General features: G+C 71.3%; 23 protein-coding genes. 11 read left to right on the top strand and 12 right to left on the bottom strand.

What is annotated here, in order from left to right:
- Window positions 1-174 precede the first annotated feature (174 nt).
- Both AQI95_RS08525 and AQI95_RS08520 read left to right on the top strand, forming a co-directional pair.
- Window positions 175-1,317: an acyltransferase family protein gene (locus AQI95_RS08525; protein ID WP_208614106.1), complete on the top strand. Its 1,143-nt coding sequence runs from the start codon at window positions 175-177 to the stop codon at window positions 1,315-1,317.
- A 62-nt stretch (window positions 1,318-1,379) separates the two neighbouring features.
- Window positions 1,380-2,330 (top strand): class I SAM-dependent methyltransferase, encoded by a 951-nt coding sequence (locus AQI95_RS08520; RefSeq protein ID WP_067119832.1) that lies wholly within the window; start codon window positions 1,380-1,382, stop codon window positions 2,328-2,330.
- A gap of 22 nt (window positions 2,331-2,352) precedes the next feature.
- Here AQI95_RS08520 and AQI95_RS08515 read toward each other — a convergent pair whose 3' ends face one another.
- Window positions 2,353-3,003: a TetR/AcrR family transcriptional regulator C-terminal domain-containing protein gene (locus AQI95_RS08515; RefSeq protein ID WP_067119829.1), complete on the bottom strand. Its 651-nt coding sequence runs from the start codon at window positions 3,001-3,003 to the stop codon at window positions 2,353-2,355.
- Between the two features lie 68 nt (window positions 3,004-3,071).
- Between AQI95_RS08515 and AQI95_RS08510 the strand changes: the two genes are divergently transcribed.
- Complete coding sequence (locus tag AQI95_RS08510) at window positions 3,072-4,445, top strand: FAD-dependent oxidoreductase (protein ID WP_067119826.1); 1,374 nt, start codon at window positions 3,072-3,074, stop codon at window positions 4,443-4,445.
- A gap of 7 nt (window positions 4,446-4,452) precedes the next feature.
- Here the strand turns inward: AQI95_RS08510 and leuE are convergent, their stop codons facing one another.
- Window positions 4,453-5,103: a leucine efflux protein LeuE gene (leuE, locus tag AQI95_RS08505; RefSeq protein WP_067119824.1), complete on the bottom strand. Its 651-nt coding sequence runs from the start codon at window positions 5,101-5,103 to the stop codon at window positions 4,453-4,455.
- Between the two features lie 51 nt (window positions 5,104-5,154).
- The gene (locus AQI95_RS08500; protein WP_067119822.1) at window positions 5,155-6,735 is read right to left on the bottom strand and encodes an acyl-CoA mutase large subunit family protein; all 1,581 of its coding nucleotides are present in this window, start codon (window positions 6,733-6,735) and stop codon (window positions 5,155-5,157) included.
- A gap of 80 nt (window positions 6,736-6,815) precedes the next feature.
- Between AQI95_RS08500 and AQI95_RS08495 the strand changes: the two genes are divergently transcribed.
- A complete protein-coding gene (locus tag AQI95_RS08495) occupies window positions 6,816-7,643 on the top strand; it encodes a L,D-transpeptidase family protein (protein ID WP_067119820.1) in 828 nt (275 codons plus the stop codon).
- A 193-nt stretch (window positions 7,644-7,836) separates the two neighbouring features.
- Here AQI95_RS08495 and AQI95_RS08490 read toward each other — a convergent pair whose 3' ends face one another.
- The 8 genes from AQI95_RS08490 to AQI95_RS48315 form a co-directional block, all read right to left on the bottom strand.
- A complete protein-coding gene (locus AQI95_RS08490) occupies window positions 7,837-8,916 on the bottom strand; it encodes a coiled-coil domain-containing protein (RefSeq protein ID WP_067119818.1) in 1,080 nt (359 codons plus the stop codon).
- Window positions 8,916-9,578, bottom strand: coding sequence for an RNA polymerase sigma factor (locus tag AQI95_RS08485; protein WP_067119815.1), 663 nt, complete (start codon window positions 9,576-9,578; stop codon window positions 8,916-8,918). The genes AQI95_RS08490 and AQI95_RS08485 overlap by 1 nt, the downstream gene beginning before the upstream one ends.
- A gap of 263 nt (window positions 9,579-9,841) precedes the next feature.
- Window positions 9,842-10,678, bottom strand: coding sequence for a hypothetical protein (locus tag AQI95_RS08480; protein ID WP_067119812.1), 837 nt, complete (start codon window positions 10,676-10,678; stop codon window positions 9,842-9,844).
- A gap of 111 nt (window positions 10,679-10,789) precedes the next feature.
- Window positions 10,790-11,431, bottom strand: a complete 642-nt coding sequence (locus AQI95_RS08475; protein WP_067119809.1) for an RNA polymerase sigma factor — start codon at window positions 11,429-11,431, stop codon at window positions 10,790-10,792.
- 148 nt (window positions 11,432-11,579) lie between these two features.
- Window positions 11,580-11,966, bottom strand: coding sequence for a hypothetical protein (locus AQI95_RS08470; protein WP_067120433.1), 387 nt, complete (start codon window positions 11,964-11,966; stop codon window positions 11,580-11,582).
- 129 nt (window positions 11,967-12,095) lie between these two features.
- Entirely contained in the window at window positions 12,096-12,698 is a 603-nt protein-coding gene (locus tag AQI95_RS08465; protein WP_067119806.1) for a hypothetical protein, read from the bottom strand.
- A gap of 76 nt (window positions 12,699-12,774) precedes the next feature.
- The gene (locus AQI95_RS50330) at window positions 12,775-12,975 is read right to left on the bottom strand and encodes a DUF4328 domain-containing protein (RefSeq protein WP_208614105.1); all 201 of its coding nucleotides are present in this window, start codon (window positions 12,973-12,975) and stop codon (window positions 12,775-12,777) included.
- Complete coding sequence (locus tag AQI95_RS48315) at window positions 12,909-14,564, bottom strand: beta-N-acetylhexosaminidase (protein WP_159056484.1); 1,656 nt, start codon at window positions 14,562-14,564, stop codon at window positions 12,909-12,911. The genes AQI95_RS50330 and AQI95_RS48315 overlap by 67 nt, the downstream gene beginning before the upstream one ends.
- Window positions 14,565-14,718: 154 nt before the next feature.
- Here AQI95_RS48315 and AQI95_RS08455 point away from each other — a divergent pair, with 154 nt between their 5' ends.
- From AQI95_RS08455 to AQI95_RS08425, 7 genes are all read left to right on the top strand, one after another.
- On the top strand, window positions 14,719-15,291 hold the full coding sequence (locus tag AQI95_RS08455; RefSeq protein WP_067119804.1) for a 2-oxo-4-hydroxy-4-carboxy-5-ureidoimidazoline decarboxylase: 573 nt from the start codon (window positions 14,719-14,721) through the stop codon (window positions 15,289-15,291).
- A gap of 192 nt (window positions 15,292-15,483) precedes the next feature.
- Window positions 15,484-15,864 carry a succinate dehydrogenase, cytochrome b556 subunit gene (gene sdhC / locus AQI95_RS08450; RefSeq protein ID WP_079071136.1) on the top strand — a complete coding sequence of 127 codons (381 nt, stop codon included), beginning with the start codon at window positions 15,484-15,486 and terminating at the stop codon, window positions 15,862-15,864.
- Between the two features lie 5 nt (window positions 15,865-15,869).
- Complete coding sequence (locus AQI95_RS08445) at window positions 15,870-16,352, top strand: succinate dehydrogenase hydrophobic membrane anchor subunit (protein ID WP_067119797.1); 483 nt, start codon at window positions 15,870-15,872, stop codon at window positions 16,350-16,352.
- A gap of 19 nt (window positions 16,353-16,371) precedes the next feature.
- Window positions 16,372-18,126 carry a succinate dehydrogenase flavoprotein subunit gene (gene sdhA, locus AQI95_RS08440; protein WP_067119794.1) on the top strand — a complete coding sequence of 585 codons (1,755 nt, stop codon included), beginning with the start codon at window positions 16,372-16,374 and terminating at the stop codon, window positions 18,124-18,126.
- Window positions 18,126-18,890 (top strand): succinate dehydrogenase iron-sulfur subunit, encoded by a 765-nt coding sequence (locus AQI95_RS08435; protein WP_067119791.1) that lies wholly within the window; start codon window positions 18,126-18,128, stop codon window positions 18,888-18,890. Before sdhA ends, AQI95_RS08435 begins: the two co-directional genes overlap by 1 nt.
- 145 nt (window positions 18,891-19,035) lie before the next feature.
- Complete coding sequence (locus tag AQI95_RS08430) at window positions 19,036-19,446, top strand: VOC family protein (RefSeq protein WP_067119788.1); 411 nt, start codon at window positions 19,036-19,038, stop codon at window positions 19,444-19,446.
- A gap of 47 nt (window positions 19,447-19,493) precedes the next feature.
- Window positions 19,494-20,300, top strand: a complete 807-nt coding sequence (locus AQI95_RS08425) for a TetR family transcriptional regulator (RefSeq protein WP_067119785.1) — start codon at window positions 19,494-19,496, stop codon at window positions 20,298-20,300.
- Here the strand turns inward: AQI95_RS08425 and AQI95_RS08420 are convergent, their stop codons facing one another.
- Window positions 20,301-21,845: an ABC transporter substrate-binding protein gene (locus tag AQI95_RS08420; protein WP_079071135.1), complete on the bottom strand. Its 1,545-nt coding sequence runs from the start codon at window positions 21,843-21,845 to the stop codon at window positions 20,301-20,303.
- Window positions 21,846-21,894 lie beyond the last annotated feature (49 nt).

The raw sequence follows: 21,894 nt of genomic DNA, 5'->3' as shown, positions 1-21,894 counted from the left end.
AGCTCCGTTCGACGCCGAGGCCGCGCCTCCGCAGGACGCCGAAGCGGGCGGGCCCATCACCGGGCCCGCCCCTTTCCGTTCACCTGGGCGTCAACTCAACTACAAAGTCATTTCAGTTAATTTCACACAAAGTACCGAGACGATCAGCGGTTGTTCGGGTAAACGTCGAACATCATGGCTGCTTCATCCCCCACCCTTCCCGCCGTTCCCGCTGTCTCCAGCCCGAGAACGGCCCCCGTCCCCAGGCCTCAGAGCCGGCTGCTCGCCCTGGACGGTCTCCGGCTGGTCGCCGCGCTGATGGTCTGCCTCTACCACTACGTCGGCCGCGGCGGCACGGTCTCCGCGTCCTGGCACGGGAGCCCGGACCACATATTCCCGACCCTGTCCCGGGCGGCCGTCTACGGCAACTTCGGCGTGCAGTTCTTCTTCGTCATCAGCGGTTTCGTGATCTGCATGAGCAGTTGGGGCCGCACCCTCGGCGACTTCTTCCGCTCCCGGGTCGCGCGCCTCTACCCCGCCTACTGGGTGGCCCTGGTCCTGGTCACGGTCGCCTCGCTCCTGCTGCCCGTCGTGGTCCACGCGGTCCGGCTGGACGAGTTCCTGGTCAATCTGACGATGCTCCAGCAGCCGATGGGCGCGACGCGGATCCTCGGCGTGTGCTGGACGCTCTGGGTCGAGGTCCGCTTCTACGTGCTGTTCGCGCTGCTGGTCGTCCTGCGCGGGGTGACCTACCGCCGGGTGGTGCTGTTCGCCTGCGTCTGGACGGCGGCGGCCGTCCTGTGCCACTCCTCCGGCAACAACCTGCTGAACCAGGTGATCATGCCCGAGTACGCGCCCTTCTTCATCGGCGGTCTGGCGCTGTACCTGATCCACCGCTTCGGCAGCGACCTGCTCGCATGGGGCATCGTCGCGATGTCCTGGCTGCTCGCGCAGAGCGAGGCCACCGGCAACCTGTGGGGCCCGCACCCGCACCGCAACCCGTACGTCGTCGTCCTGATCGTCACCCTCGCCTTCGCGGCCGTGGCCGTCGTGGCGCTGGGCTGGATGCAGTGGGCCTCCTGGCGCTGGCTGGTCACGGCCGGCGCGCTGACGTACCCCTTCTACCTGGTCCACGAGCACCTGGGCTGGTTCGCCATCCGCGTGCTGCACCGGGGCCTCGGCCTGCCCCCGTGGGCGACCCTGGTCACGACCGTACTGGGCATGCTGGTGCTGGCGTGGCTGATCCACCGGTTCGTGGAGAAGCCGTTCGGCCCTCGTCTGAAGCGGGCACTCAAAGAGCGGAAGTTGGGAATCAGTTCACCTGGTGTTGAGCTTTGAACCGAAGGGTCGGGCAGGTGCACTGAACTCATCGACCGCCGAATCTAGGGAGTGCCTCCCGCATGGCCACGACCCAGGAAGTGACGCGACCACCCCAGCGTCTCGACGACGTCCCCGGCTGGTTCCCCGTGCTCGACCAATGGCTCTTCGACTGGTTCCTGAACCGGCAGGAGGCCGGCGGCGCCCATGGCGACCTCCTGGAGGTCGGGGTCTACATGGGCAAGAGCGCGATCTTCGTCGGCAGACACCGGCGGCCCGCCGAGAAGTACACCGTGTGCGACCTCTTCGAGGGCGAGGCCCCGGACGACGCCAACCGCGCCGAGTCGACCAAGTCGTACAGCGCGCTGACCCGACAGGTCTTCGAGCGGAACTACCTCTCCTTCCACGACGAACTCCCCCGCGTGCTGCAGGGCCCCAGCTCGCTGGTGCCCGATGAGGTCGAACGGGGCTCCTGCCGGTTCGTGCACATCGACGCCTCCCATCTGTACGAGCATGTCCACGGCGACATAGGGGCGGCCCGCGATCTGCTGCTCCCGGGCGGCATCGTCGTCCTGGACGACTTCCGCTCCGAGCACACGCCCGGGGTCTCCATAGCCGCCTGGGAGGCCGTGCTCAACCGCGGCCTGCGCCCCATCTGCCTGAGCACCCAGAAGCTGTACGGCACCTGGGGGGACCCGGGGCCGGTCCAGGAGGAGCTGCTGGCGACGGCGCGGGACCGCTCCGACTGCCATCTCAGCGTCCAGGAGGCCGCCGGCCACCGGATCATCCGGCTGAAGTCGAAGGGCATGCAGGCGCCGGAGTTCCCGCCCGCCCGGCACGCGCAGACTCCGACACAGGCCGTGGCGCCACCGCGGCAGGCCCCGGCCCCGACGCCCGCTCCGGCGCCCGCGCCCGAGCCGCCCCCGGCCCGGCGGGCACCGCGCAGCACGAGCCGAGCCCGCCGCGTCGCCGTCGACCTGCTGCCCCCACTGATCACCCGGGCCATCCGCAACGCCCGCACGGGCAGGCGCTAGGCGGTGTCGTCGGCCGGGGAGGTCACCTGAGGCCGTACCGCGCGCCGATTCCCGCGACGACGATCGCCAGCCCTTCCTCGAACTGCGCGTCGTAGCCGTCGAAGAGCAGTCGTCCGGCCTCGGCGGCCAGCGGGAACTCGGCCAGCCGCCGGGCGCGTTCCTCGATGTCGTACCCCTCCCGGCGTTCGCCCGGGAGGGGCTGCACGCCCTGTTCCTCGATGACGAAGCCGATGGTGTAGGCGTAGGCCGTGCGGCCCGCCTGCACCGCCTGGGCGAGGGTGAGTCCGGCCTCCGCCAGCAGCCGCAGGTTCGCCTCCAGCGCGGGGGCGTGCTCCGCGCCCGTGAAGAGTGAACCGCTGTAGACCTTCGCCCCGTCGCGGTAGCCGAGCAGCGCGGCCCGCAGTCCGCGGCTCGATGTCAGCAGCCGCTCACGCCAGGTGTCGGCGGGATCGAGCGGACCGTCGGCGGCCATCCGCCGGTGGATCTCCGTCGCCATCTCGTCCAGCAGCGCCTGCTTGTCCTTGAAGTGCCAGTACAGCGCGGGTGCCTTGACGTCCAGCTCGTTCGCGATGGCCCGCAGGGTGAGGCCCTCCAGGCCGACCTCGTTCAGCAGTCGCAGGGCGGCGTCGGCGACGCGGCGGCGGTCCAGGGGGGCGCGTTTCTCGGGGCTCACGCTTGACAGCTTAACAGCGTTAAGGGCACGCTTGCGAGCGACGGCACTTAACAGCGTTAAGGGAAAAGATGATGGATGTCCTGATCGTGGGCGCGGGCCCCACCGGCCTCACCCTCGGCATCGACCTCGCCCGCCGGGGCGTGGACGCACTGATCGTGGAGCGGGCCGAGAAGCTGTTCCCCGGTTCGCGCGGCAAGGGGCTGCAGCCCCGCACCCAGGAGGTCTTCGACGACCTCGGCATCCTCGACGCGGTCCGGGCGGCGAGCGGCCCCTACCCGAAGCAGCTGGTCTGGAAGGACGGCGAGCGGCTCGGCGAGGAGTCGATGTTCGACAAGGTGGAGACCGGCGAGGGCGCGCCGTTCACCGAGCCGTGGATGATCGCGCAGTGGCGCACCCAGGAGATCCTGTACGGGCGGCTGGTGGAGCTGGGCGGGCAGGTGGCCTTCGGGCGCGAGGTGACGGGCCTGGAGCAGGACGCGGACGGCGTGACCGCGTGCTTCGCCGACGGCACGACCGTGCGCGCGGCGTACGTCGTCGCCGCCGACGGCGGTCGCTCGGCGATCCGCCGCGCGATGGACGTGGGCATGACCGGCGAGACGGTCGACCCGGCGCCGTTCCTGGTCGCGGACGTCCGGCTGCGGGGCCTGGACCGCGACTACTGGCACACCTTCCCCAAGGACGACGGCACCGGCGTCGCACTGTGCCCGCTGGCCGGCACGGACGACTTCCAGCTGCAGGGCCGCCTGGCGGAGGGCACGGAGACCGACACGACCCTGGACGGCATCCGCACCCTGGTGGCCGCGTACACCCACCTGGCCGCCGAGGACATCACGGAACTGCGCTGGGCCTCCGGCTTCCGCCCGCGCACCGGCCTCGCGCACCGCTTCCGGGTCGGCCGGGTCTTCCTCGCCGGCGACGCGGCCCACGTCCACTCCCCGGCCGGCGGCCAGGGCATGAACACCAGCGTCCAGGACGCCTACAACCTGGGCTGGAAGCTGGGCGCGGTGCTGCGGTCCGGGGCGCCGGACGCCCTGCTCGACACCTACGAGGAGGAGCGCCGGGCGAACGCGGCGGCCATGCTCGACCTGACGACGAGCGTGCACCGCGGCGAGGTGCGCCGCGGACGGTCGACGGTGCAGCTGGAGCTCGACTACCGGGAGTCGTCCCTGAGCGCGGAGACCCGGGAGAACCCGTCGCGGGTCCGGGCGGGCGACCGGGCCCCGGACGGCACGGTGGACGGCGTCCGGCTCTTCGACGCGTTCCGGGGGCCGCACTGGACCCTGCTGGGCGCGCAGACCCCGCTCCCCGGCGTGCGGGCCCTCCCGAAGGCCCCGGAGCCGTACGGCCCGGGGGTCTTCCTGGTGCGCCCGGACGGCTATGTGGGCTGGGCGGGCGACTCGGCGGACGGGGTCGAGGCCTACCTGGCGAGGGCCGGCCTCTGACCCGGCCCTACGAACCGGCCAGCGTCAGCTTCACGGCGAACCCCAGGAACAGCGCCCCGGCCGCCGAAGTGGCCGTCGCGGACAGCCGCTTGCGGCGCCGGAACGCGGCGGCGAGCCGGGTGCCGCTGAATATCAGCGCGCTGAGGTAGAGGAAGCTGGCCAGCTGCCCGAAGGCGCCGAGGATGACGAACGACAGGGCCGGATAGGCGTAGTCCGGGTCGACGAACTGCACGAAGAAGGCGACGAAGAACAGGATCGCCTTCGGGTTGAAGAGGCTGACGACGAGCGCGCGCCGAAAGGGCCGCTCATCGGTGGCGCCGGCGGGCGCGGAGTCCGCCTGCGGCTTCTCCTGCCGCGTCCGCCACAACTGCCAGGCGGCCCGCAGCATCCCGATCGCCAGCCAGGTCAGATACCCGGCACCGGCGTACTTCACGATCCCGAACAGCACGGCGTTGGCCTTGAGCAGCGAGGCGACACCCGCGGCCGACAGGGTCATGAGAACGGTGTCCCCGCAGAACACCCCGGCCGCGGCCGTGTAACCGGCCCGCACCCCGCGCCGGGCGGCCACGGAGAGGACGTAGAGGGAGTTGGGCCCGGGCAGCAGGACGATCAGGACCAGGCCCGCGAGATAGGTGGGGAAGTCGATGACGCCGAACATGCAAAGGAGTGTCGCACGGGGGTACGACACTCCGGTCCGGGGCGGTCGGGCTCAGAACACCTCCGACGGCTCGTAGGCCCCCCAGACCCCGCGGAGCGCCCCGCACACCTCCCCCACCGTCGCCCGCGCCCGCAGCGCCGCCTTCATCGGGTACAGGACGTTGTCCTCCCCCTCCGCCGCCTTGCGCAACGCGTCCAGCGCCGTGTCCACCGCCCCCTGATCCCGCTCGGACCGCAGTTCGGCCAAGCGCTCCGTCTGACGGGCCTCGATCTCCGGGTCGACCCGGAGCGGCTCGTAAGGCTCCTCCTCGTCCAGCCGGAAGCGGTTGACGCCGACGACGACCCGTTCGCCGGAGTCGGTCTCCTGGGCGATCCGGTACGCGTTGCGCTCGATCTCGGCCTTCTGGAAGCCCCGCTCGATCGCCGCCACCGCCCCGCCCAGGTCCTCGACCCTGCGCAGCAGGTCGACGGCCGCCTCCTCGACGTCGTCCGTCATCCGCTCCACCGCGTAGGAACCCGCGAAGGGGTCCACCGTCGCGGTCACGTCCGTCTCGTGCGCCAGCACCTGCTGGGTCCGCAGCGCCAGCCGTGCGCTCTTGTCCGTCGGCAGCGCGATCGCCTCGTCGAAGGAGTTGGTGTGCAGCGACTGCGTGCCGCCCAGCACCGCGGCCAGGGCCTGTACGGCCACCCGGACCAGGTTCACCTCCGGCTGCTGGGCCGTCAGCTGGACGCCGGCCGTCTGGGTGTGGAAACGGAGCATCAGGGACTTGGGGTCGCGCGCCCCGAACTGCTCCCGCATCACCCGCGCCCAGATCCTGCGCGCCGCGCGGAACTTGGCGACCTCCTCCAGAAGTGTCGTACGGGCCACGAAGAAGAAGGACAGGCGCGGGGCGAGGTCGTCGACATCCATGCCCGCGGCCACCGCCGTACGGACGTACTCGATGCCGTCCGCCAGGGTGAACGCGATCTCCTGTACGGGTGACGCTCCCGCCTCGGCCATGTGGTAGCCGGAGATCGAGATCGTGTTCCACCTGGGGACCTCGGCGGTGCAGTACTTGAAGATGTCCGCGGTGAGCCGCAGGGACGGCTTGGGCGGGAAGATGTACGTGCCGCGGGCGATGTACTCCTTCAGGACGTCGTTCTGGATCGTGCCGGTCAGCTGGTCGGCCCGCAGGCCCTGCTCCTCCGCCACCAGCTGGTAGAGGAGCAGCAGCAGGGCCGCCGGGGCGTTGATCGTCATCGATGTCGAGACCTGGTCGAGCGGGATGCCGTCGAACAGCACCCGCATGTCCTCGATCGAGTCGATCGCCACGCCCACCTTGCCGACCTCGCCGTGGGCGAGGGGCGCGTCGGAGTCATGGCCCATCTGGGTGGGCAGGTCGAAGGCGACCGAGAGGCCCGTGGTGCCGTGGGCGATCAGCTGCCGGTAGCGGGCGTTGGACTCGGCGGCCGTGCCGAAGCCGGCGTACTGGCGCATGGTCCAGGGGCGGCCGGTGTACATCGTGGGGTACACACCGCGCGTGAAGGGGTACGCGCCCGGTTCGCCCAGTTTCCCGGCCGGGTCCCAGCCTTCGAGGGCCCGGGGTCCGTAGACCGGCTCGACGGGCAGTCCCGACTCCGACTCACGCGCCATGGCCGCCTCCGCAGTACGTCCTGTCACCCCTCACCATGCCCCGTCGTTCGACGGCGGTCACACTGGGAAGCATCCCCGGCATGAGGATCTCGGGAAGACCCGCCGCCGCACTCGCCTCGGCCGCCGCCCTCGCCGCCCTCTGCGGCTGCACCGTGCAGCCTGTGGACGCCAATGGCAAGGCCAGGGCGCCCCTCCACGTCCAGACCCCGGGGAGCCTGCCTCCGGCTCCCGCGGATCCCACCCGGACGGCCCAGCCGTCACCGGCCGCGCCCCCGCCCCGCGTCCTGTGGGCGCGCGGCGACAGCGGACCCCGCGTACGGGAGCTGCAGGCACGGCTGCGCCAGCTGGACTGGCTGTCCGAAGGGCCCTCGGGGTCCTACGGCCGGCTCACCGAGCAGGCCGTACGAGGCTTCCAGGGCAAGCGCGGGCTGCCGCGGACCGGGCGGACGGACAGCGTCACCTGGCGGCGGCTGGTGCTGATGACCCACACGCCCGGCACATGGGAGCTGTATCTGATGGGCGGTCAGCCGGCCGGCGCGCCCGACCCGCGCTGCATGACCGGCCGCGTCCTGTGCATCGACAAGACGACACGGACGCTGCGCTGGATGGTCGACGGCCGGACGGTGACGACGACGGCGGTGCGGTTCGGGACGCAGTACTCGCCGACCCGGGAAGGTGTCTTCCACATCTACTGGAAGGCGCGGAACTGGGTGTCGACGCTCTACCACTCACCGATGCCGTACGCGATGTTCTTCAGCCGCGGCCAGGCCGTCCACTACTCGTACGACTTCGCGGCGCGCGGATACGCGGGAGGTTCGCACGGGTGCGTGAACGTCCGGGACGAGACCGCGATCCAGCAGCTGTTCGCGCAGGTGCGGGTGGGCGACAAGGTCGTCGTCCACTGGTGAGGTGGATTGCGGGGCGCGGGCGGGACCGGGGGAACGTGTCCCGCCCGCGCCAGGTGCACGAGCCTTGGGTACGGGGGGAACCCCGGCTCTGTGCGAGGGCCGATGACCAGTCGGCTCACTCAGTACTGCGCCGCAGCCTTCAAAAACGTCACACCCTGCCCGAAGAATTTTTCACGGGCCTCGAAACCGCAGGTCAGCGGGGTGTGGGAAGGCGGGCTTCGCCGCCGTCGCCGGTCTTGCCACTCCCACGGCCCCCGCCGTGGTGGCCGCCTTCGCCGCCGTGGCCCGGGTGACCGCCGCCGCCCCAGCCCGGGTGGCCGTCGCCGCCCCGGCCGGGGTGGCCGTCGTCGTCGCCGCCCTTGTCGCCGCCCTTGCCCTTGTTCTTGCCGTCGGCTTTTCCGCTGTCGCCGCCGTCGCCGCCCTGGCCGCCGTTCGTCCGGCCGTCCAGCGAGTCGACGGAGGCCAGGACGACCTTGCAGTACCGGCTCACCCGGGCGCTCCCGCCCGCCAGGGTCTCCAGCGCGCGCCGGCGTCCGGAGTCCAGGCCCTTGCCGTCCCGGAAGTCCCGGCAGGCCGCGGCCATGTCCTTCCACCGGCTGCCGGGGCTGCCGGGCGTGCCGTCGGCGCCCGGCGAGGGGCTGCGGCGCGTGCGGTCGTCCGGTCCCGTGGCCTTCCCCGAGGCGCCGCCGCGGTCCGCGCCCGCGCTGCCGCTCGGGGTTCCGGGGTCCGGGGTGCCGCCCGTGCTGCCCTGCGGCGAGACGGTGTCGAGCGGCGTCCCGGAGGGCCCGCCGGCGGAGACGGAGGTGTCGGGGCGGGGGTGCTCGGGCCCGAACGGCACGGGCAGCATCCCGGTCCCGGCGGCCATGGCGACTCCGCCGAGGGTGCCCACGGCCAGCGCGGCGGCGAGGGCCAGACGCACCGGCCGGGCCCAGCGCGGCCGTCGGCCCAGGATTCCGCTACGGGCCGCGGCGCCGAGGCGGACCAGACCCGCGTCGGCACCGGGCCTGGGCAGGGCGAAGGCGCCGTCGGCCGGGTCGGCTGCGGTCCGTTCGGCGTCGGCGGCCTCGCGGGCCTTTCGGAAGGCGGCCAGGGCGGCCTGCTCGCCGGGGAGTTCACCGGTGGCCGCAGCCGTCTGCGCGGACAGCGCGCCGAGCGCGCGGGAGAGGCGTTCGGCCTGGTCACGGGCGGAGGCATCGACGGCTTCCAGTGACTCACCGCGCAGCAGACGTTCCGCCGTCTCACGGTTCAGCCACTTGTCCTGCTCGTCGGCCATCACATGTCCTTCTGCGTCCGCGCACGCGAATCCGTCACAGTTGCGGACGACACCGCGCCTCGGCGCGGTTCTCTCTGAGGGGGGAGCGCGCCGAGCGTGCCTACGGATTCCGCATCGTCGCCGAGCAGCTCCGCGAGCCGCTTCAGACCGCGGTGCGCCGCGGTGCGTACCGCACCCGCGCGTTTGCCGAGGGTCTCGGCGGCGCTCTTGGCGTCGAGGCCGACCACGACACGCAGGACGACCGCCTCGGCCTGGTCCTGCGGGAGCCGCGCGATGAGCGAGAGGGTGCCGTCGGTGGCCAGCGCCTCGATGGCCTCACCTGCCGTGTCGGACTCGGCGGCACGGCCGGTCAGTTCCGTCTCGTCGCCGCCTATGGCGGGGCGGCGGCCACGCATCCGTATGTGGTCCAGGGCGCGGTTGCGGGCGATCCGGGCGGCCCAGCCACGGAAGCGGTCGGCGTCTCCGCTGAACCGGTCGAGGTCGCGGGCGATCTGCAGCCAGGCCTCGGATGCGACGTCCTCGGCGTCCGGATCACCGACCAGTGTGCGGACGTATCCGAGCAGCCGCGGATGCACGGCGCGATACACCGTACGAAATGCCGTCTCGTCGCCGTCCTGTGCCGCACGCACCGCGGCGGTCAGCTCCGCGTCGTCCCCCAGCACCGCACTCCCTTTACGCCTGGTTCCCGGTCGGCGCGAAAGGCACGTTACGGCGTGAAACCGCTCCCCGTCCATGTCCGTAGAAGATGCAACTAACTCGTGACCGGGTGCGGATGTGCGCAGGGTGAGGGCCGGGTGTGCCCGGGGTGTGACAGAAAACGCACTCACGGCGCTGAAGGAAGTACGGGCCGCGCGCGGCCCGTCCGCGCGACGGCCGGGGCCTCTCCTGTGGGGGGTGGCGGCCCCGGCCGTTGCCTTCGCGGGCCTCAACTCCCGCTCTCCCGACCGCCGTTGGCGGTCTTCGCGCTCCTGTCGGCCCGCTTCGGGCTCCCCGTCGCCGCCTTCGCGTCCTCCGTGCCCGGCTTCGGCTTCGCGGTCCCACCGCCCGCCGCCGACGCGCCATCCGACTTGCCCGACTTGGCGCTTTTTCCATCTGTTTGACCGTTGCCGGTTGTGCCGTTCGTCACCCGGGCCGCGCAGTAGGCCGCCACCCGGTCCGTGCCGCCCGCCGACCTGACGAGCCGCCGCCAGGCCGTCGAGTCCAGGGCGCCGCCCCGGTCCCCGGCCCGCTCGTAGGCACGGCAGTGGGCCGCGGTGTCCCGCGCACCGGCCGGATGGTGCGGGCGGGCACCCGGGCCCGCCCCCGGCCCCGCGCTCCCGGCGGACGTACCGACAGCGGCCGACCGGTGCGGGGCGTTCGCCGACGGGCGGACCGATCGCGCGGCGGCGGACCGCGCGCCGGGGCCGGACCCGGCGGAGCCGATCGCCGCGACGGCGACGCCGCCCAGCATGAGGCTCACCAGCGCCACCGAGAGCGTCGCCCTCGGCGCGCGCCGAGGGCGGCTCGGCGCGGCGGGCCGCCAGTCGTCCCGGCGCCGGGTGCGCGCGGGAAGCGCCCGCGCATCGCGGGCGGCCCGGAAGGCGGCCACCGCCCGGCGCTCGGCCCCGGCGTCGACGCCGCCGGCGCGCAGGGCGGCACCGAGCCGCGCCTCGAGTCCCGGGCCGACGGGGTCCGTGCCGGTGCGGCCCGGTACGGAGAGGGTGTCGCCGGGGTGCGCGTGCCGGCAGCCGAAGGGACCGTCGCCGCTGTGCCGTTCACCCATGCCTGTTCCCGTCCTCCTCCGGCGTGCCGGGGACGCGCGACCTTCCGGGCCTCGTACGGACTCCGGGACCGATGGTTCTCCCGTGCCGATACGGGCGGCGGTCGGCGCCGTTCATGTCGACTCACCCAGCGTCGGGGGGCCGTCATCCGTCACACCTGGACCGCCCGTGTCCGCCGCGCCCTGGCCGTCCAGGTGCCGGGCGAGACGTTTCAGCCCGCGGTGCGCGGCCGTGCGGACGGCGCCGGGGCGCTTGCCGAGGACGCGCGCGGCGGCCGGGCCGTCGAGGCCGACGACCACGCGCAGCAGCACGGCCTCGGCCTGGTCGCGCGGCAGGCTGCGCACCAGCTCCAGCGCCCGCCGGGTGGACAGCGACTCCAGGGCCTGGTCGTGGGTGCTGAGCCGGCCGGGCAACTCCAGCACGTCCGGTTCGAGCGGTACGGCCCGGGGCCGCACCCGGCGGCGGCGCAGCTGGTCCAGGGCGCGGTGCCGGGCGATGGTCGCCGTCCAGCCGCGGAACCCGGCACCGTCGCCCTTGAACCTGCCGAGGTCGCGGGCGATCTCCAGCCACGCGTCGGCGGCCACGTCCTCGGCGTCCTCCCCGACCAGGCCCCGCAGATAGCCGAGCAGGCCGGGCTGCACGATCCGGTACGCCACCGCGAAGGCGGCCTCGTCGCCGTCCTGGGCGCGCGCGACGGCCGCGCCCAGCTCCCCGTCGCGCGGCTGCGAGCGGCGGGGTTCCCCTCCCTGGCCCAAGACGTCCTCGTTCGTGCCGAGTTGATGGCCACTGCGTGGCACGCCCCTCACGGTCGGCACGCTCCGGCCGTGCCGCCGCCCTCCACGCTGATCAGCGCCGGGCCTCACAGAAGTGTCACAGCCAGGCGCCGTGCCGCCCCCGTGCCCGTCAGCGGGAGGCGGTCGCGTCCCGGCACAGCAGGCGCAGCGAGCCCTGGCCGCCGTAGGCGCGCCGCGCCTCGTCGACGGGGTCCCAGAGCCGGCCGTCGGGAGTGCGCACCCAGTGGTCGCCGCCGGTCGCCCACCACTCGGCGCCGGTCTGGCGGACGATCACCTCACCGGCGTAGGCCCCGAAACCGCGCAGCACGCTCTCGACGGCGGCGTACGGCGGCCCCTCGCGGCGTATCTCGTCGATCATCCGGTCGACCCGCCACAGGCTCTGCGCCGAGTAGTCGAGCCGGACCCTGGCGCCCTCGCGCATCGTCGCCACGGTGTCCGCGGCCCATCGCACGGGCTTCGCCGCGGCCTGCGGCCGGGTCTCCTGCTGTGGTGTCAGGTACTGGGCTGTCACATAGGGAAGAGCGATCGGACGGGCTGATCCGTCACGCCCGTCCGGCGCGTTCCGCCAAACGTCGCAGGACCGCCCCACGACCGCCGCAGGACGGTCACAGCCTCCCCGTACCCGTCACTCCCCGGACTCCGCTTCGCTGCGCGCCCGCCGGGACACCACCGCGCGCAGCACCCGGCGGCCCTCGACCGACAGATCCAGCGCGCGGCGCAGGCCGGCCGGACCGTGCTCGGCGAGCAGGTCCAGCACCGCCGTCTGGCGCCGCAGCTCGGCCGCGACCAGCGGTGGCAGATCCGCCGCGTCCCCGCTCCGCCCGGCATCGAGGCCGTCACCGTCCGGCGTCCCGGCTTCCCCCGGTGCCCCGAGGGCCGGGGAGGTGCCCCCGGCGGGATCGAGCAGCCGGTGCACACGCAGCGCCGCGACCGAGCAGGCGTCGGCCCAGGGCCGTATCGCGTCGGCGGTGCGCTCGGCCGGCGCCGCCTGCAGCATGCGGCGGACCAGCCGCACCGCCTCCTCGTCGTCGTCCTCCTGCGCGCCGAGCGTCCCGCGCGCCTTCTCCAGACTCGCGCCCCAGCCGGAGCCGTCGGCGAGGCTCGCCCACAAGGGCCGCAGCAGTTCGTCGTCGGCGCCGAGCAGAGGCAGGCACCGGTCCAAACAAGCCAGTCCGCTGGCCGCCAGTCCGCCTTCGTCGGCCTGTGCGATCAGTTCCACCAGGCTCATGAATGTCTCCCTTGCCAGGGCGCCGACCGGTACGGAGCCCGCACTTCCCCTTACTGCGTGCGACGGGGCGGGAGTGTCACAGGTGGACGATTTCAGCCAAAGGACGCCACCGGTACGGGGCCCGCGAGGGCCCTGCGGCGTCCCAAATGCCGCGGACGACGCGGCGCGAGAACCACAGGTTGACCACCGGGCAGAACCAGCTGCCGGGCGTCAGCCCAGCCGGTCCGCCAGCGCCTTGAAGTCGGTCCAGGTCAGCGTGGGCTGGCCCGGGTCCCACAGCTTCTGCACGGTGGCTCGCAGCGGCATCCGGACCCCGGCCGCGACCTGGGCCTCGCTCTGCGCGTTCGGGAAGTCGCACCACACCGCGAACGAACCGCCGAGGATCTGCCCGTCGTAGCTCGCCGGTACGGCGGTCGTGCCGCGCAGCACGCGCGGGTTCCACTGCTCGTAGATCCGCTGTCCGGTCGGATAGACGAAGGTCTGCGGCTGCCCGAGGACGTAGTAGAGGAACTCGTCGTTGTAGTTGAGCACCTTGCGGCCCGTGCTCAGGTAGTCCACGGGCTGCCGGGCGCCGATCTCCTTGCCGGTCCAGTAGGCGACCTGGAGGTCCTTGGCGGGCTGTACGGACGTACCGCGGTAGAAGCCGTCGTTCCAGGCCCGCATGGTCTTCCCGTGGGCGCGGACGGTGGCGGCGCGGTCGTTCAGCCAGCCGGTGGCGAGGTCGGCGACCGTGCCGCCGGCGCCGTACTTCTGCCGCGCGGCGGCCGCCAGCTGCGGATACGAGGCCTGCGGGTCCTTCACGGTCAGCGCCTGGTACTCGTCGCCGCCGAGGTGCCACTGGTTGCCGGTGAACAGCCCCGAATACTCGTTCAGCAGATCGTCGACGATCTTCGCGGAGGCGGGCTTGGAGATGTCGATCGCGCCCTTGGTCGCGATCCCGCTCGCGTTGCGCAGCTGCAGGTCCGGGTGGGCGGCGAGGACGGCGCCGAGATGCCCCGGCGAGTCGATCTCGGGCACGACGGTGATGTGCCGGCTGTCCGCCAGCGCCACGATCCGCTTGACCTGCGCCTTGCTGAGATGGTCCGGGGAGACGATCTCGGGATGGCTGCTGGACTGGATCCGGAAGGCCTGGTCGTCGGAGAAGTGCAGCCCCAGTTCGTTGAACTTCAGGTCCCCCAGCTCCCGTATTCGGTCCTCGATCCAGGACTCGGAGAACGGTTTGCGCGCGATGTCCAGCATGAACCCGCGCACCGGCTTGGCCGGTTCGTCCCGTACGACCCCCTCCGGCGCCGTACCACCGCCGTGGATCTCCTGCTTCAGCGTGCGGGTGCCGTAGAAGACACCGGCCTCGCCCGGTCCGCTGATGTCGACCCGCCCGTCGCGGACGGTCATCGTGTACGACTCCTGGTTCCCGCCCCCGCCACCGAGCGCGAGCCGGACGTCCCCCGCCCGCACGTCGTCCTTCTCGCCGGCGTAGGCGATCCCCAGCTCCCCGGCTATCAGCCGGCCCTCGTCGGCCAGCTCACCGTCGCTGACGACCACCCGGTCCGCCTTCTGCGGCTTCCAGCCGGGTCCGCGCGCCGCGGTGTGCGAGCGCACGGCCGGTATCGTCCGCGGCGCCCGGGACAGCGGATAGGAGCGGCTGGGCGTCGGACTCGCCGACGGCGTGGCCGCCCCGCCGGTGTCGGCCACCCGGCCGGACGACGACTGCCGCGCGCCCCCGTCCTGCGTCCCGCCGCCCCCGCCCGACGAGGCCCACACGCCGACGCCCGTACCGAGCGCGACGGTCCCGACGAACGCGGCGGCCACCACGGCTCGCTTCCGTATCACCTGCTGCGCCGAAGCCCGGCGCTTGTGCTGGGTCACACTGCCAACGTACGACCGATCCGCACTTCGTTCGTCATCCAGACGTTCCGAAACTCTCCCGTTCGAGTGAATTTCAGGCATCCCACGGACACACAGTGACCACTCTCGATAACCTGTCGACACACCTTTCACAGCATCCCCTGCCACACCGCATGTGACGCGAGGACCCACGCTGCCCGCCCACCGTCTCCCGCATCTCCCCAGGCCCCTCGACGCCTTCAACACCGCGCCCGCCGATGAGGCCCACGCCCTGCTGCTGCACTGCCTGCACAGCGTGCGCTGGTCCCGCCGCATCGCGGACCATCGCCCCTATCCCGACCTGGAGTCCCTCCTGGCCGCGGCGGACGAGGCGGCGTACGACCTGTCCCCGGGCGACCTGTCGGAGGCCCTGGCGGGCGAATCGCTCCCCGACCTGCCCGAGGGCACCTACTCGGCCGCCCACATGGCCCTGAGCGCGGCCCACGCGGCATACGAGGCCCGATTCGGACACGCGTTCGTCATCTACCTGGGCGACACCCACCCGGACGAATGCCTGGACCGCATCCTCGAAGCCATCCGATCACGATTGACAAACGATCCGGAGGAGGAACGGGTCATGGCGGCAGAGGAGCTGCGGCGCCTTGCGGGAGAGCGGCTGGGGAAGCTCCTTCGGGCCGCGGGACCCTGTCCACCAGCGGTTCCGCCGCGGGGCGCGACCAGCCAAAACGCCCCCGCACCCGGCAAATAGCAGGACCGACCGCCCTCTCGACCGGCCGGCCGGTAACCCATCCGGTGCCAGTTTGATCACACAGCCAGGCCCCCCGTAAGCCGCAGCGCACCGCATGGATACGATGCTGGGGGCCGGTGGACCGTACCCGGCCGGGCCCGACCGACACCGAAGCCGGCGCGGCCCTAGTCCCCGCTCCCGGAGGGTTCTTCCGTGCCGGCTGGAACGCTGTACCGCGGCCGGGAAGGAATGTGGTCCTGGGTGGCTCACCGAGTCACCGGCGTCCTCATCTTCTTCTTCCTGTTCGTTCACGTGCTGGACACCGCTCTCGTGCGTGTCTCCCCCGAGGACTACGACAAGGTCGTAGCCACGTACAAGACCCCGATCGTCGCGCTGCTGGAGTACGGCCTCGTCGCCGCCATCCTCTTCCACGCACTCAACGGTCTGCGCGTCATCGCCGTCGACTTCTGGTCGAAGGGCCCGCGCTACCAGAAGCAGATGTTCTGGACCGTGCTGGGTGTCTGGGTCGTCCTGATGGTCGGCGCGATCTACCCCGTGCTCGGCCACGCCGCTCGTGTCCTGTTCGGGAGCTGACGCCGATGTCCACGACTGAAACCACCGCGTCCGGCGTCGGCCCCGTCGAGGGCGCCCCCGTCTACGGCGTCGACAACCCGGCCCCGCTGATCGAGGCCCCGCGCAAGCGCACCAAGAAGACCCCGAAGTCGACCCGGGGCAACTTCGAGCTGGCGGCCTGGCTGTTCATGCGCCTGTCCGGCATCGTGCTGGTCGTCCTGGTCCTCGGCCACCTGCTGATCCAGCTCGTGCTGGACGGCGGCGTCTCCAAGATCGGCTTCGCCTTCGTGGCCGGCCGCTGGGCGTCCCCGTTCTGGCAGGTCTGGGACCTGCTGATGCTGTGGCTCGCCATGCTGCACGGCGCCAACGGCCTGCGCACGGTCATCAACGACTACGCGGAGCGCGCGAACACCCGGCTGTGGCTCAAGGGCCTGCTCTACACCGCCACGGTGTTCACCATCCTGCTGGGCACGCTGGTGATCTTCACCTTCGACCCGAACATCCGCTAGGCACGGGGCTGCGAGAATCATGAAGATCCACAAGTACGACACCGTCATCGTCGGCGCCGGTGGCGCCGGCATGCGCGCGGCCATCGAGTCGACCAAGCGCAGCCGCACCGCGGTCCTGACCAAGCTCTACCCCACCCGCTCCCACACGGGCGCCGCGCAGGGCGGCATGGCCGCCGCGCTCGCCAACGTGGAGGAGGACAACTGGGAGTGGCACACCTTCGACACGGTCAAGGGCGGTGACTACCTGGTCGACCAGGACGCCGCCGAGATCCTGGCGAAGGAGGCCATCGACGCCGTCCTCGACCTGGAGAAGATGGGCCTGCCGTTCAACCGGACCCCGAACGGCACCATCGACCAGCGCCGCTTCGGCGGTCACTCCCGCAACCACGGCGAGGCCCCGGTCCGCCGGTCCTGCTACGCCGCGGACCGCACCGGCCACATGATCCTCCAGACGCTGTACCAGAACTGCGTCAAGGAGGGCGTGGAGTTCTTCAACGAGTTCTACGTCCTGGACCAGCTGATCACCGAGGTCGACGGCGTCAAGCGCTCGGCCGGTGTCGTGGCGTACGAGCTGGCCACGGGTGAGATCCACGTCTTCCAGGCGAAGTCCGTGATCTACGCCTCCGGCGGTACCGGCAAGTTCTTCAAGGTGACCTCCAACGCGCACACCCTGACCGGTGACGGCCAGGCCGCGTGCTACCGCCGGGGCATCCCGCTGGAGGACATGGAGTTCTTCCAGTTCCACCCGACCGGCATCTGGCGCATGGGCATCCTGCTGACGGAGGGCGCCCGCGGTGAGGGCGGCATCCTCCGCAACAAGGACGGCGAGCGCTTCATGGAGAAGTACGCGCCGGTCATGAAGGACCTCGCCTCCCGTGACGTCGTCTCGCGCTCCATCTACACGGAGATCCGCGAGGGCCGCGGCTGCGGTCCCGAGGGCGACCACGTCTACCTCGACCTGACCCACCTGCCGCCGGAGCAGCTGGACGCCAAGCTGCCGGACATCACCGAGTTCGCGCGGACCTACCTGGGCATCGAGCCGTACACGGACCCGATCCCGATCCAGCCGACCGCGCACTACGCGATGGGCGGCGTCCCGACCAACGTCGAGGGCGAGGTCCTGGCGGACAACACCACCGTCATCCCGGGTCTGTACGCGGCCGGCGAGGTCGCCTGCGTCTCCGTGCACGGCGCCAACCGACTCGGCACCAACTCGCTGCTGGACATCAACGTCTTCGGCCGCCGCGCCGGCATCGCCGCCGCCGAGTACGCCCACACGGCGGACTTCGTCGAGCTGCCGGAGAACCCGGAGGCGTTCGTCGTCGAGCAGATCGAGCAGCTGCGCGACTCCACCGGCAACGAGCGGGTGGCCACGCTCCGCAAGGAGCTGCAGGAGACCATGGACGCCAACGTCATGGTGTTCCGCACCGAGCAGACGATCAAGACGGCGGTCGAGAAGATCGCCGAGCTGCGCGAGCGCTACAAGAACGTGGCGATCCAGGACAAGGGCAAGCGGTTCAACACGGACCTGCTGGAGGCCATCGAGCTGGGCAACCTCCTGGAGCTGGCCGAGGTCATGGCCGTCTCGGCACTGGCCCGCAAGGAGTCCCGCGGCGGTCACTACCGCGAGGACTACCCGAACCGCGACGACGTCAACTTCATGCGTCACACGATGGCGTACCGCGAGGTCGGCGCCGACGGCGCGGAAACCGTCCGTCTCGACTACAAGCCGGTCGTCCAGACCCGCTACCAGCCGATGGAGCGTAAGTACTGATGGCTACCCCTGTTCTGGACAAGGTGGAGGCGGAGGCCGCGGCCTCGTCGCACCTCATCACGGTCACCTTCCGGGTCCGCCGGTTCAACCCGGAGGTCTCCGAGGAGTCGACCTGGGAAGACTTCCAGCTGGAGATCGACCCGAAGGAGCGTGTCCTCGACGGCCTGCACAAGATCAAGTGGGACGTCGACGGCACCCTCACCTTCCGCCGCTCGTGCGCACACGGCATCTGCGGCTCGGACGCGATGCGGATCAACGGCAAGAACCGTCTTGCCTGCAAGACGCTGATCAAGGACATCAACCCCGAGAAGCCGATCACGGTCGAGCCCATCAAGGGCCTCACGGTCCTGAAGGACCTGGTCGTGGACATGGAGCCGTTCTTCCAGGCGTACCGGGACGTCATGCCGTTCCTGGTCACCAAGGACACGAACGAGCCGACCCGTGAGCGGCTGCAGTCCGCGGAGGACCGCGAGCGCTTCGACGACACCACCAAGTGCATCCTGTGCGCCGCGTGCACGTCGTCCTGCCCGGTGTTCTGGAACGACGGCCAGTACTTCGGTCCGGCCGCGATCGTGAACGCCCACCGCTTCATCTTCGACAGCCGGGACGAGGCGGGCGAGCAGCGCCTGGAGATCCTCAACGACCGTGACGGCGTGTGGCGTTGCCGTACGACCTTCAACTGCACGGACGCCTGCCCGCGCGGTATCGAGGTCACCAAGGCGATCCAGGAAGTGAAGCGGGCGCTGATCACCCGCCGTTACTGATCTTCACACGATCTTCACCGACTCTTCTCAAGCCCTCCCAAGGGCCCTGCTTCCGCTCGTCCGGAAGCAGGGCCCTTGGGCGTTTTTGCAGGATTTCGCGACGCTCTTGACGTGTTTCGCCGACCAACGGCACTAATCTGACGACATGTCAGACGAAGAGTCGTACGAACTGCTCGGTTTCGACAACGTGCTGCTCCCCGTCGGCGACCTCGGCGAGGCCGTCGACTTCTACGAACGGGCCGGGTTCGCCGTGGGGTTCCGGTTCGACGAGGCCGGGATCGCACTGGTGAGGGTCGGCAAGGAGACACCGGGGATCCTGCTGCGAGCCGAGGAGCTGCTGGGGCACCGGACGCCGCCGTGGCCCTCGACGCGGATCTGGCTGGAGGTGCCGGACGCCCGGTCGGCGGCGCGTGAGCTGGCCACCGCCGGCATCACCCCGCTGGACGAGGTGTTCCCGGTGGCCACCGGCTGGACCGTGGAGATCGCGGACCCCTGGGGCAACGTCCTCGGCTTCACGGACTACACCAAGCGCCCGGAGCTGGGCCGCATGAGCTGAACCGGCCTGGTCAAAGAGTGCCCGCGTCACTCGTTAGGCTCTCTGCCGTGCCCGCGAACAACGACGGTCCCGCAACGGCCGGTCCCCCCAGCAGCAAGTCCGAGCAGACCCGTGCGCTGATCCTGCAGACCGCGATGCGATTGTTCCAGGAGCGCGGGTACGACAAGACCACCATGCGGGCCATCGCCAAGGAGGCCGGCGTCTCCGTCGGCAACGCCTACTACTACTTCGAGGGCAAGGAACACCTGATCCAGGGCTTCTACGACCGGATCGCCGCCGAGCACCAGGCGGCGGTCCGCGAGGTCCTGGACCGGGAGAGCGACCTGGAGGCACGGCTCGCGGGCGTGCTGACCGTGTGGCTCGACATCGCCCGCCCCTATCACGAGTTCGCCGTGCAGTTCTTCAAGAACGCCGCCGACCCGGACAGTCCGCTCAGCCCCTTCTCGCCGGAGAGCGAGCACGCCCGCGAGCAGGCGATCAGCCTGCACCGGGAGGTGCTGGCCGGCTCCAGGTCCAAGGTCGCCCCCGAACTGCGGGACGTGCTCCCGGAGTTGATGTGGCTCGCCCAGATGGGACTGGTCCTGTACTGGGTCTTCGACCGCACCGAGGGGCGGGAGCGCAGCTACCGGCTGGCCCGCCGCGGGGCCCGGCTGACCGCACGCGGCGTGGCACTGGCCCGCTTCCGTGTGCTGCGCCCCCTGGTCCTGGAGGTCCATGAACTGTTCACGGACTTCCTGCCCGGCATGACGAAGGCCCTGCCGGATCCCCGGACCAGGGGGACCGGGGAGACCGGGCGGACCGGCCGGAGCGAACGGACCGGGGAGAGCGAGGGGCCCGAGGAGAGCGGGAGCTGATCAGATCCACTGCAGGCGCCACAGGCGGAAGACGCCCGTGCCGTCGTCCAGGTACTGGCCGCCGCCCACGTCCTCGGTGCTGACCACGTACTCCTTGCGCTGCCACAGCGGCAGCAGCGGGACGTCCTGGGCGACGTCCGACTGGATGTCCTTGAAGTCGTTCGCGGCCCGGCTGCGGTCGGCGTACTGCTGGCTGTCCAGGACGAGATGGTCGACCACCTTGTTGCTGTACCCGGTGCTCATCGTGGAACCGGTGCCGACGAGCGCGGCGCCGAAGGTGTCCGGGTCGGGGTAGTCGGCCACCCAGCCGACCGCCCACGCGTCCATCTTCCCGGCGGCCCAGCGCTTTTGGAAGTCGGTCCACTCGTACCCCTGGACGTCCACCTTGAACAGGCCGCCCGCCTCCAGCTGCTTCTTCAGCGCCGCGGCCTCCTCCTTGCCCGCGCCGCGGCCGATGCCGTAGCCGAAGGTGAAGCGCACCGGCAGGCTCACCCCGGCCTGGGTGAGCAGCTCACGCGCCTTCTGCACGCTCTGCGTCGGGTAGTCGTCGAAGAAGGCGGTGGTGTGACCGGTGATGCCGGTCGGGATCAGCGAGTACAGCGGGTCGACCGTGCCCTGGTAGACCGTCGCGGCCAGCTCCTCACGGTTGACCAGCCAGGCCAGCGCGCGGCGCACCCGCACATCGTGCAGCGGGGAGCCGGTGCGGGTGTTGAGGTACAGGTTGCGGGTCTCGGCGCTGTCGGACTCGGTGACGCGGTTGTCGGGGTCGCTCGGGTTCAGCCGCGAGAGCACGTCCGGCGACAGGTTCCGGGTGGCGACGTCGATCCGCCCGCCCTTCCAGGCGCTGTCGAGCTTCGCGGAGTCGGTGTAGTAGCGCAGCTCGATCGGCCGGCCGGTGCCGCTGAGGTAGCCCTTGTAGTGGCTGTTCGGGGCGAGTTCGGCCTGCTGGTCCTTGGTGTACGACGTCAGCGTGTACGGACCGGTGCCGTCCACGGAGGTGCCGGTGCGCAGGGAGTTCGCCGGGTACCTGTCCTTGTCGACGATCGCCCCGGCGCCGGTGGCGACCTTCAGCGGGAAGGTGGCGTCCGGCGAGGACAGATGGAAGGTGACGGTCGTCGCGTCGTCGGCGCTCACCGTGGCGAGCGTCGAGAAGAGCGAGGCGGGTCCGACATCGGAGTTGATCTTCTTGACTCGGTCGAAGGAGTACTTCACGTCCTCGGCCGTCATCGTGCGCCCGCTCGGAAAGGTGATGCCGGACCGCAGCGTGCACCGGTAGCTGCGCAGTGCGCTGTCCTGGAAGGCACAGCTCTTCGCCGCGTCCGGGACCGGCGCGACCCCGCCCGGCTCGAACGTCAGCAGCGACTGGAAGACATTGCTGAACAAGGCCCATGAACCGGCGTCGTAGGCACCGGCCGGATCGAGGTCCGTGACGGCGTCCGTCGTACCGACGGTGATGGTCTTGTTCTTGTTCTCCTGCGACGGCAGCAGCTGCCAGCCGCCGATTCCCACGACCGCGAGTACGAGCAGTGTCACGAGAATGCGCATGCGAACAGATCGCATGGTGGTGCCCTCCCCAGGCCCCTTCGAAGGCCCT

Source organism: Streptomyces yokosukanensis, from assembly GCF_001514035.1.
Classification (GTDB): Bacteria; Actinomycetota; Actinomycetes; order Streptomycetales; family Streptomycetaceae; genus Streptomyces; species Streptomyces yokosukanensis.
The sequence above is the reverse complement of the archived record's forward strand: the minus strand, read 5'-3'. Positions and strand labels throughout refer to the sequence as shown.